At 59.3% G+C, this 9,530-nt stretch carries 11 protein-coding genes; 7 read left to right on the top strand and 4 right to left on the bottom strand.

Annotation, left to right across the window (positions count from 1 at the left end):
- Positions 1 to 596 precede the first annotated feature (596 nt).
- Entirely contained in the window at positions 597 to 2,510 is a 1,914-nt protein-coding gene (locus tag VSX60_RS21305) for a hypothetical protein (protein ID WP_327626259.1), read from the bottom strand.
- 269 nt (positions 2,511 to 2,779) lie between these two features.
- On the opposite strand from VSX60_RS21305, the gene VSX60_RS21300 reads away from it, so the two are divergent.
- From VSX60_RS21300 to VSX60_RS21275, 6 genes are all read left to right on the top strand, one after another.
- Positions 2,780 to 3,172 carry a GFA family protein gene (locus VSX60_RS21300; protein WP_327626258.1) on the top strand — a complete coding sequence of 131 codons (393 nt, stop codon included), beginning with the start codon at positions 2,780 to 2,782 and terminating at the stop codon, positions 3,170 to 3,172.
- A gap of 107 nt (positions 3,173 to 3,279) precedes the next feature.
- Positions 3,280 to 3,852 carry a cob(I)yrinic acid a,c-diamide adenosyltransferase gene (locus VSX60_RS21295; protein ID WP_327626260.1) on the top strand — a complete coding sequence of 191 codons (573 nt, stop codon included), beginning with the start codon at positions 3,280 to 3,282 and terminating at the stop codon, positions 3,850 to 3,852.
- A 59-nt stretch (positions 3,853 to 3,911) separates the two neighbouring features.
- Positions 3,912 to 4,649: a rhomboid family intramembrane serine protease gene (locus VSX60_RS21290; protein WP_327626257.1), complete on the top strand. Its 738-nt coding sequence runs from the start codon at positions 3,912 to 3,914 to the stop codon at positions 4,647 to 4,649.
- 197 nt (positions 4,650 to 4,846) lie between these two features.
- Positions 4,847 to 5,596 (top strand): electron transfer flavoprotein subunit beta/FixA family protein, encoded by a 750-nt coding sequence (locus VSX60_RS21285; protein WP_327626256.1) that lies wholly within the window; start codon positions 4,847 to 4,849, stop codon positions 5,594 to 5,596.
- A 128-nt stretch (positions 5,597 to 5,724) separates the two neighbouring features.
- A complete protein-coding gene (locus VSX60_RS21280) occupies positions 5,725 to 6,654 on the top strand; it encodes an electron transfer flavoprotein subunit alpha/FixB family protein (RefSeq protein ID WP_327626255.1) in 930 nt (309 codons plus the stop codon).
- Positions 6,655 to 6,738: 84 nt separating this feature from the next.
- On the top strand, positions 6,739 to 7,620 hold the full coding sequence (locus tag VSX60_RS21275; RefSeq protein ID WP_327626254.1) for a 3-hydroxybutyryl-CoA dehydrogenase: 882 nt from the start codon (positions 6,739 to 6,741) through the stop codon (positions 7,618 to 7,620).
- A 366-nt stretch (positions 7,621 to 7,986) separates the two neighbouring features.
- Here the strand turns inward: VSX60_RS21275 and VSX60_RS21270 are convergent, their stop codons facing one another.
- A complete protein-coding gene (locus tag VSX60_RS21270; RefSeq protein WP_327626253.1) occupies positions 7,987 to 8,277 on the bottom strand; it encodes a hypothetical protein in 291 nt (96 codons plus the stop codon).
- 12 nt (positions 8,278 to 8,289) lie between these two features.
- Positions 8,290 to 8,655: a VOC family protein gene (locus VSX60_RS21265; RefSeq protein WP_327626252.1), complete on the bottom strand. Its 366-nt coding sequence runs from the start codon at positions 8,653 to 8,655 to the stop codon at positions 8,290 to 8,292.
- Between the two features lie 108 nt (positions 8,656 to 8,763).
- Here VSX60_RS21265 and VSX60_RS21260 point away from each other — a divergent pair, with 108 nt between their 5' ends.
- Positions 8,764 to 9,213 carry a winged helix-turn-helix transcriptional regulator gene (locus VSX60_RS21260; protein ID WP_327626251.1) on the top strand — a complete coding sequence of 150 codons (450 nt, stop codon included), beginning with the start codon at positions 8,764 to 8,766 and terminating at the stop codon, positions 9,211 to 9,213.
- A gap of 32 nt (positions 9,214 to 9,245) precedes the next feature.
- Here the strand turns inward: VSX60_RS21260 and VSX60_RS21255 are convergent.
- A partial coding sequence (locus VSX60_RS21255) for a hypothetical protein (protein ID WP_327626250.1) occupies positions 9,246 to 9,530 on the bottom strand: 285 nt, incomplete at its 5' end.

Here is a 9,530-nt window from a genome sequence, read left to right as displayed (position 1 = left end):
CCACTGCTGCGCAGCTTGGAACAAGCTCGTCGATCAGCCCTGGAAAATCACGTCCATCGGAATGCGAGAGTGGGCGCATGGGTCTTGATCAGCGCCCGTTGGTATTAGACGGCTTCGCCAATCGCCGAGACCGAGGATGCCGAGGTGTCGAGGCTTGGCGCCCCCTCTCTCCCACAAGGGGCGAGAGGGCGCGCTTGCCGGCGATGGATTGGCGGCTCGTGCCGCTTGGAATTGGGTCCCTCTGGCCGGCGGGAGCAAAGGGCCGTCCGGGCCGGGCCTTCTCCGGAAGAAACCCCGTCGCGGACACCGCCCGCCGGCCCCCGAACGATCCCGGTGATCATTCGCGCCCGTTCCGTGGGCCGGCGGTGAGGGGATTATGGAGGAGGTCAAAAGGGTGGGGAGAAATTTTTTTGGGGGTGGGCTGGAAGCAGACGGGCGACTTTGAGCGTGGCGCATAGCGCAGCAGACGTTTGCATGTTGGCCGAAGACGACGTTAAGTTATCTTGGATGGCAATAAAGTTTCAGATTTTCTTCGCCCAGCAATATTAGTTCGAATATTGTAGGCGTTCCGACAGGGAAAAACTGTCGATTTTTAACTAAAGCCAATCCATTATCATTTCTACTTGGTCAGCATTTAAAGAACTGTTTGTACGATTGTTTAGTGAGATTCGAGATATATCGTATTTTATGCCAATTTCGGCGACGATTTGATCAATATCGGAATTTCCATCCTCCCGCTTCGCTCGCTTAACAATCGTTGCAATCGAGGATTGATAGTATTCGGCTAGATTCAGTATCACTGATTCAAGGTAGCTAGGCGTCCGCCCCGCGTGAACAAGCTGATTTCGAGCTCTATAGACCCGATGTATCTGCCAGCGCACCCGGTTTTCGTGATCACTAATCGTCCGATTAGCCGACTTCATATCCCTATAATCGTTATGAAGCTTCCATACTCTGTGGAGTGCTAGCGGGTTGTATCTCAAGATTGCGATTAGGGTCTCTCGACGGTCGGCGTACTCCGGTAGGAACATAAGCTGTGAGAACGCTCGGTAGGGTGAGGTCTCCTTGTAACCCGGCATGCTCCGCAGTAGACGGTTGAATTTTGTCCGATGGCCGATGAGAAGTTCTTCATAGACTGCATTGACCTGTCGCTGGCTATGTCGAGAAACGATGCAGGGCACAATTATGGATGCGTAATGAACGATCCGAGCTTCGTCCTTGGGTTCGCTCAGTAGAACCTCTACGGCTGACCAATGCGATATAAGTTGATTTTCCGGACTACCCGATGACCGGGCCAGTGCGGCGGTCCTGATGGAACTAAGCAGTCGCTCGGTGGAAGGTGCATCGAAATTCTCTCTGATGCTCCGTGCATAGTTGCTGATCGTCTTGGTGCGGACCCGTAACCTTCCGCGCGCCGTTCGCTTCCGTGCTGAGAGGAAATCGCCCTTCGTGATAGCTACCCCGTCTAGAGCCCGCAGACGGGTAACCTGCATGGTGCTGCCCCACTCGACTTCCATACCGTAGGGATCGAGGTAGGCGATCGCCCGTTGGGCGCTGAGCATCTGATAGCAGGCGTCCATGGCTCCATGCGGATCCAGGTGGGACAACTGGATCTCGAGGACGGTGGGTAGATTCTCGTGACTGGAATTTTGCTGGAGGGTATTGATCTCCTCATCCTTCAAATCCTCGATCAGACGGATCACGTACCCGAGCCGCTGCAGGTACGCGCCGAGGTCGCGCGTCACCGCAGCGAGGATAATAAAGCGCTTCTCCTTGCCATCGAACTCACGAAAAAACCGGGACAAAGTGCTGCGGCCAATTCTCTGTATATCCTTCGAGAAAAAGAAATCATTGACAACACTAAGTATATGATGCCGGGAGTATCCAAGATTGATAAGGTAACTACAATAGAATCCAGATAATTTTCGTGTTTCTATTCGGTTCTTGGGGTTATCGAACTTGATCAAGATGATTTCTTCAATTTTCTCTTTGTAAAATCTTGAGGTAAGTTTTAATATCAGTTGAATATGAGAAGCGATTGACTCAATAGAAAATCTTTTTTCCTTCATAATGCGCATTAAGGATTCGATCTCCGGCTCTGCCAGTTCTTTCGCCGCAGAATCTTTTCCGAACGACCAGACCAACTCCTCGACAATTGGCTCCAGCGCGGCCTGCGGAACCCTTTGCCGCCGTATGTCATCGCAAAGCTGCAACGCTTCCTTCAGTCGTGCCGTGGTGTCGAGAGAATAGACCCGGAAGCTTTCAAAGGTAGTAGCAGTAAGCATCTCCCTCATCAGCTGTGCGAAGAAAAGAACCCCCCTGCTTCCCGCTGTGTCGGGCCAGACATTTTTTGATGGTCGCACCGAAATCCCCCAGATGATCGCAATTCTTAGAATTATTTCGTGTTTGAAAGATAATTCAAGGCGGTTCTCAAATGCACATCGATAAGAAGCGCAAAAGTCGAGGCTTTCGCTTTGTCGAAGCGTCGAAATGACTTCGACGGCAGCCACATGGCATGAGACCTCCTACCCGGGTCTGTCGCGTTGGCCGCCAGCCGCCGCGTCATCCCCCCTTTTACACCTGTCCCCCACCCCCATCCTCCCCTATTCTCCTGCCAACCCGGAGACATCACGGTCAAGCCGAACACGATCTGCACCAAAACCGGCGAGACCGGGCTCGGCACCGGTGGCCGAGTCGGATTTGCGGGGGCGCGGGGCATCGTCGGCGCGCCGAACCCGGTTGGTCGGCAGGACCGCTGGATTTATAGAGGAGACGCAGCATGGACCGATTCACCGGCGGTTGCCTGTGCGGCGACGTCCGGATCGTGGCGTCGGGACGCCCGTACCGGGTCGGCCTGTGCCACTGTCTCGACTGCCGCAAGCATCACGGGGCGCTGTTTCACGCCTCCGCGATATTCCCTCGGGATGCGGTGACGATCGCGGGCGAAACACGCGAATATGCCGGGCGATTTTTCTGTCCGCGCTGCGGCTCGTCGGTTTTCGGCCGCAGCGGCGACGAGATCGAGGTGAATCTGGGATCGCTGGATGCCCCCGACCAATTGATGCCAACCTACGAACTCTGGACCATCCGCCGCGAATCCTGGTTGCCGCCGTTTCCGCTCACGAGACGATACGAGCGGGATCGTGACGATACGGGCCGCTTCGAGGCGTAGGTCGCAGGACCGGCGCGAAGGCCGTGAGAGCGCCGGTGCGTTCTTTTCCCCGCAGGCCCCTGTCGCCCGCCGCGACATGACCTATGATGCCCGAAATCGGAGACATCATGGTCAAGCTGAACAAGATCTACACCCGGACCGGCGATGCCGGTGACACCGGGCTCGGCACCGGCGAGCGGCGGCCGAAATTCGACATCCGAGTCGCGAGCTACGGCACGGTCGACGAGTTGAACGCCATTGTCGGCATCGTGCGGCTCTCCGCCGATGCTGCGCTCGACGCCATGCTCGCCCGCATCCAGAACGAGCTGTTCGATCTCGGCGCCGATCTCGCGACCCCCGAGACGGGCGACCCGCTGCCCTATGAGCGGCTGGCGATCGTGCCGTCGCAGGTGGAGCGGCTGGAGCGCGAGATCGACGCCATGAACGCGCGGCTGGAGCCGCTACGCTCCTTCGTGCTGCCGGCCGGCTCGCCCGCCGCCACGCATCTGCATCACGCGCGCACCGTCGCGCGCCGGGCCGAGCGGCTGATGGTGGAACTGGCCCGCAAGGAGGGGGAGATCGTCTCGGCGGCGGCGCTGCAATACATCAACCGCCTGTCGGACCATCTTTTCGTCGCCGCCCGTATTGCCAATGACGACGGCAAGGGCGACGTTCTGTGGGTGCCCGGCCAGAGCCGGTAAGGGGCGGGCCACAAGGCTCGCAGAAGAGGCAAGGCTCCCAGAAAAGGAACGCCGCGATCGTGTTCGTGCCCATCTACGACGCCAACCGGCTGCGGCGCATCCGCTTCCAATATGTGACGGTCGGCCTGATCGTCGTGAACGTCGTCATCTATCTGGTGTTCACGGCGACCGGCGAGACCGGCGCCTTGCTCTCCGCCTACGAGATCACCTACGGCTTCATCCCGGCCGTGGTGAACGGCTACGCCGATCTGCCGCCGCACTATGTGGCGGTGCCGGAAGCGCTGAATTTCGTCACCTACGCCTTCCTGCATCTGAATTTCTGGCATCTTCTCGGCAACATGCTGTTTCTCTGGGTGTTCGGCGACAATGTCGAGGACGCCTTCGGGCATCTGCGCTTCCTCCTGTTCTATCTCGCCTGCGCGGCGGCCGGCGCGTGGCTGCACGCGATGGTCATGCCGGATTCCGAGGCGACATTGGTGGGGGCGTCGGGCGCCGTGTCGGGGGTCGCCGCGGCCTATCTGATGCTGCATCCGCGGGTCTGGGTGTGGGTGCTCGCCTTCGGCCGTATCCCGCTGTATCTGCCGGCCTGGCTGCTTTTGGCGATCTGGATCGGCTGGCAGTTCGCGCTGTTCATCGCGGGCGGCGAGGACGTCTCCTATGCGGCCCATGCCGGCGGCATTTTCGCCGGGGCGGCGCTGACGCTGGTGCTGCGCCAGAAGGGCGTTCCGCTGTTCGACAGCCGGATCGAGACGCCGCGCGCGGTGGAACTCAAGCGGAAAGACGAGCGCGGGGCTTGAAAGATGGCGGCCGGGGCGTCACTAAGCGGCCTGAGACGCAAGGGTTTTTGACACTTACGTAACCGTCATTTATCGCATTGCGACAATCGGCTGATCTCCTCCCAATTCATTGGGCGCTCGCGAGCGGCGGGTCAGGCTGAGGTTCAACGGAACAAGCGTCCGGATCGCTCCGGGTCGACCAAGGGGAGTCTTCGCCGATGAAAGTTCTCGTCGCCGTCAAGCGGGTGGTGGATTACAACGTGAAGATCCGGGTCAAGCCGGACGGATCAGGCGTCGATCTCGCCAACGTCAAGATGAGCATGAACCCGTTCGACGAGATCGCGGTGGAAGAGGCGATCCGCCTCAAGGAAGCCGGCACGGCGAGCGAGATCATCGCCGTCTCCGTCGGCCCGCAGCAGGCGCAGGAAACCATCCGCACCGCGCTGGCGATGGGCGCCGACCGGGGCATCCTGGTCAAGACCGACCAGCCGACCGAGCCGCTCGCCGTCGCCAAGATCCTAAAAGGCGTGGTCGACGCGGAAAAGCCCGACCTCGTCATCGTGGGCAAGCAGGCGATCGACGACGATTGCAATCAGACCGGCCAGATGCTCGCCGCGCTACTCGGCTGGAGCCAGGGCACCTTCGCCAACAAGGTGGAATTCGCCGACGGCCGGGCCACGGTGACGCGCGAGGTCGATGGCGGCCTGCAGACCGTGGACATCAAGATGCCGGCGGTGGTGACCACGGATCTGCGCCTCAACGAGCCACGCTATGCCTCGCTGCCGAACATCATGAAGGCGAAGAAGAAGCCGCTCGAGGAAAAGTCGCCGGACGATTACGGCGTCGACGTCGCGCCGCGCCTGGAAGTGCTGAAGACGGTCGAGCCGCAGAAGCGCGAGGCCGGCGTCAAACTGGCCAGCGTCGACGAGCTGATCGACAAGCTGAGGAACGAGGCCGGAGTCCTCTAAAGCAAGTCCAGGAAAAGTGGCCACCGGTTTTCCGTCCGACTTGCGACGAGACGACCGGCTCCGCCCATTGCATTCGCTGCTCCGTCCGGACCTGAGACGGAACCTGCCCTCGATCGGGAGACAATAGCATGACCACGCTTCTCATCGCCGAACACGACAATGCCGCCCTGTCCGACCAGACCGCCAAGGCGCTGGCGGCGGCGTCCCAGATGGGTGGCGACGTGCATGTCCTCGTCGCCGGCTCCGGCTCCGGCGCCGTCGCGGAGGCCGCGGCGAAGCTTGGCGGCGTCGCCAAGGTGCTGCACGCCGACGCGGACGCCTACGCGCACGGCCTCGCCGAGCCGCTCGCCGACCTCATCGTCAAGCTTGCGGCTTCCTATGACGCCATCGTCGCCCCGGCGACGACCTCGGGCAAGAACGTCATGCCGCGCGTCGCCGCGCTGCTCGACGTCATGCAGATTTCCGACATCGTCGCCGTCGACGGTCCTGACACCTTCCAGCGGCCGATTTATGCCGGCAACGCCATCCAGACGGTGAAGTCGGGCGACGCCAAGAAGGTGATCACCGTGCGCACCGCCGGCTTCCAGGCCGCCGGTGAGGGCGGTTCGGCCTCGGTCGAGGCGGTGGACGCCGCCGCCGATCCGGGCCTGTCGCGCTTCGTCGGGGAACGGCTCGCCGAAAGCGACCGGCCGGAACTGACCAGCGCCAAGATCATTTTGTCCGGCGGCCGGGCGCTTGGCTCGAAGGAAAAGTTCGACGAATTCATCCTGCCCGTCGCCGACAAGCTCGGCGCGGCAATCGGCGCCAGCCGCGCGGCAGTCGATGCGGGTTACGCCCCCAACGACTGGCAGGTCGGCCAGACCGGCAAGGTGGTGGCGCCCGACCTCTACATCGCCGCCGGCATTTCCGGCGCGATCCAGCACTTGGCCGGCATGAAGGATTCCAAGGTAATCGTGGCGATCAACAAGGACGAGGAAGCGCCGATCTTCCAGGTCGCCGACTACGGCCTGGTCGGCGATCTCTTCCAGATCCTGCCGGAGCTGAAAGACAAGCTCTGAGCGTCGCCGCGCCGCCTTTGACGGCGGGGCGGGTGAGCACTACTGTTGCGGCGCAATAAAATCCGGGAGGCGGTTGAAGGCGAGATGGCGGACAGGATCAGCAAAGTCGGGATCGTCGGCGCGGGCCAGATGGGCGCGGGCATCGCCCATGTCGCCGCGCTCGCCGGCTATGATGTCACGCTCTACGACATCGCGGCGGATCGCACGGCCGCCGGCCTCGAGCGTGTCAGCGCCGCGCTCGACCGGCAATTGTCGTCGCAAAAGATCACCGAGGCCGAGCGGGCCGAGGCGCTGAGCCGCATCACGACCGTGACCGATCCCGCGGCTCTCGGCGGCCTTGACCTCGTCATCGAGGCGGCGACCGAGGACGAGACGGTCAAGCGCAAGATCTATCGCGACATCTGTCCGCACCTGTCCGAGGCGACGATCCTCGCCAGCAACACCTCGTCGATCTCGATCACCCGGCTGGCCTCGGCGACCGATCGGCCCGAGCGGTTCATGGGCATCCACTTCATGAACCCGGTGCCGGTGATGAAGCTGGTCGAGCTGGTGCGCGGCATCGCGACGGAGGACGCGACCTTCGAGCGCGCCAGGCAATTCGTCACCGCGCTCGACAAGACGATCACCGTCTCTGAGGATTTTCCGGCCTTCATCGTCAACCGCATCCTTCTGCCGATGATCAACGAGGCGATCTACACGCTCTACGAGGGCGTCGGCTCGGTCGAGTCCATCGATACTGCGATGCGGCTCGGCGCCAACCACCCGATGGGGCCGCTGCAGCTTGCCGATTTCATCGGCCTCGACACCTGCCTGTCGATCATGCAGGTGCTTTATGACGGGCTGGCGGATTCCAAATACCGGCCGTGCCCGCTGCTGGTGAAATACGTCGAGGCCGGCTGGCTCGGCCGCAAGACCGGCCGCGGCTTCTACGACTATCGCGGTGAGCATCCGGTCCCGACGCGGTAGGGGCACAACCACGCTAGTGGATTGACCGAGACGAATGAGTCCGCCCAAGCGGCGAGACTGCAAAGGGCAGAATCGAGCCCATAGAGACCAACTTCTGGGAGCAGCAAATTGCAGCTTCGTGCACGGTGGCAAAAAACGTGCCAAATGTAAGCCTAGTTTNCAAAGGGCAGAATCGAGCCCATAGAGACCAACTTCTGGGAGCAGCAAATTGCAGCTTCGTGCACGGTGGCAAAAAACGTGCCAAATGTAAGCCTAGTTTTGCCGGGGGTTGTACCCGTTGATTTTCGAGCGCTTTCAGTCTTCGCCATTGCCGGAATAAAAACGGCCGTTTTTGCCAATGCCTACAGAGAACAGATTTTCACGTGTTCAGTTAGGAAGTAGGTATGGGCCAATTACGCGGTACGTCGTAATCGCGGCCAGAATAGGTGGCGCGGCAACCCCGAAGAAGGCAATGAATCTTTCTCTTCCTTGGCTGGACAGAAATCCCCGCAACCAGGTGGTAAAAACGAAGAGATTGATCCCGATTTGTATGATGCCTGAGATAACATTCAGCTCGGAAAAAAAGTTTGTGAAGTTTGCAAACATGAAAAATGCAAGCCCCGCCAAAGCCGAGTACATCATCCATCTACGATTGTTATTCTTGATAGCAATTTCCATATCTGACCCAGCTCAATTTCTGCTGTGAAGTGCGACCGTGTTGCCGTCACAGTCCTTGAAAATGGCCATGAAACCGTTCGGGCCAATCGCGGTCTTGCCTTTGATCACAGTGCCGCCTGCGGCTTCAACCCGCGCCAACGGAACGGACAAATCATCCCCTCCGTCCAGGTAAACCATCGTACCGGTGGCACCTGGCTTGTGTTCTTTGTTTTCCCGCAGCGAGCCGGAAGCGATTCCCGGCGCAAATGGAAAATTGGCTTGCCGACCCGGAGCACCCTCCACGACAGCCAGGTCAGTCGCTATCACTTCGGCGTAAAACTTGACCGAGCGGTCCAAATCTCTCACCGGAATATCAAACCAAACTACAAAGTTCCGCACACTCGTTCTCCCTGAACCAGCTTGCATTTTACAAGCCTACCACAGGCCTTGCATAATGCAAGTTGGATTTCTTACAGTGAGGTGAACGACAACGAGCGAGATGCCAGAATGGCCAAGAGCAAGACTAACAAGAGACAATCCGGCTGTCCTATTGCCTTTTCCCTCGACGCGATCGGGGACAAATGGTCACTCTTGATCGTTCGGGACATGGTTTTCAAAGGGCGGCGCTTCTACGGAGAATTTTTGGAGGCTCAAGAAAATATATCCACCAATATTCTAGCTGACAGACTGAAAAGCCTGGAAGAAAAAAACATAATTCGAAAAGTTTCCGATCCTTCAACAAAAGGAAGATACCGATATGAGCTCACTGAAACTGGTATCGAACTTATCCCGACACTGCTTGAAGTCATCCTCTGGGGCGCCCGGAACGATCCGAACACAACCACGCCGAGGAAACTCTTGGAGCGTCTGGAATCGGACAAACAGAAGTATCTTATGGAGGTCTTGGAAGCCGTAGAGGCCAACCAAGCCGCCCCATTCTATTTTTCCAACATCTGACACAGTTAAATCGAAACTACATCCATCCAGGCTTATAACAACCTCCGGTGATAGGAACCCATTCGACCGGCCATTGCCGGCACCTTGGCGCCGATGCGCGGCGAAGAGCGGGACGACGCGCGATGCGCCGCATCGAACTGCGCGCCGCTCCTGGCCGGACCTGCCCGTTCAGCGCCATCGAATAGGTCCCTATCACCGCAGGTTGGTATTAGTGTCGGTCCACAAAGAAGTTGAATGATATGAATCGTTTGTGATTCCATGCTGTTGATTTGATTCGACGAGGGCATGGAAGCGATGTGGACGAAAGCAAACCGCGG

The organism is Aurantimonas sp. A3-2-R12, assembly GCF_036016755.1.
GTDB classification, from domain to species: Bacteria; Pseudomonadota; Alphaproteobacteria; order Rhizobiales; family Rhizobiaceae; genus Aurantimonas; species Aurantimonas coralicida_A.
Note: the sequence above shows the minus strand (reverse complement) of the source record. Positions and strands in the feature narration are given on the sequence as shown.

Coding starts and splice junctions, on each gene's coding strand:
- VSX60_RS21300 (WP_327626258.1), top strand. CDS start 2,780: ATGGACCGATTCACCGGCGGTTGCCTGTGCGGCGACGTCCGGATCGTG.
- VSX60_RS21295 (WP_327626260.1), top strand. CDS start 3,280: ATGGTCAAGCTGAACAAGATCTACACCCGGACCGGCGATGCCGGTGAC.
- VSX60_RS21285 (WP_327626256.1), top strand. CDS start 4,847: ATGAAAGTTCTCGTCGCCGTCAAGCGGGTGGTGGATTACAACGTGAAG.
- VSX60_RS21280 (WP_327626255.1), top strand. CDS start 5,725: ATGACCACGCTTCTCATCGCCGAACACGACAATGCCGCCCTGTCCGAC.
- VSX60_RS21275 (WP_327626254.1), top strand. CDS start 6,739: ATGGCGGACAGGATCAGCAAAGTCGGGATCGTCGGCGCGGGCCAGATG.
- VSX60_RS21270 (WP_327626253.1), bottom strand. CDS start 8,277: ATGGAAATTGCTATCAAGAATAACAATCGTAGATGGATGATGTACTCG.
- VSX60_RS21260 (WP_327626251.1), top strand. CDS start 8,764: ATGGCCAAGAGCAAGACTAACAAGAGACAATCCGGCTGTCCTATTGCC.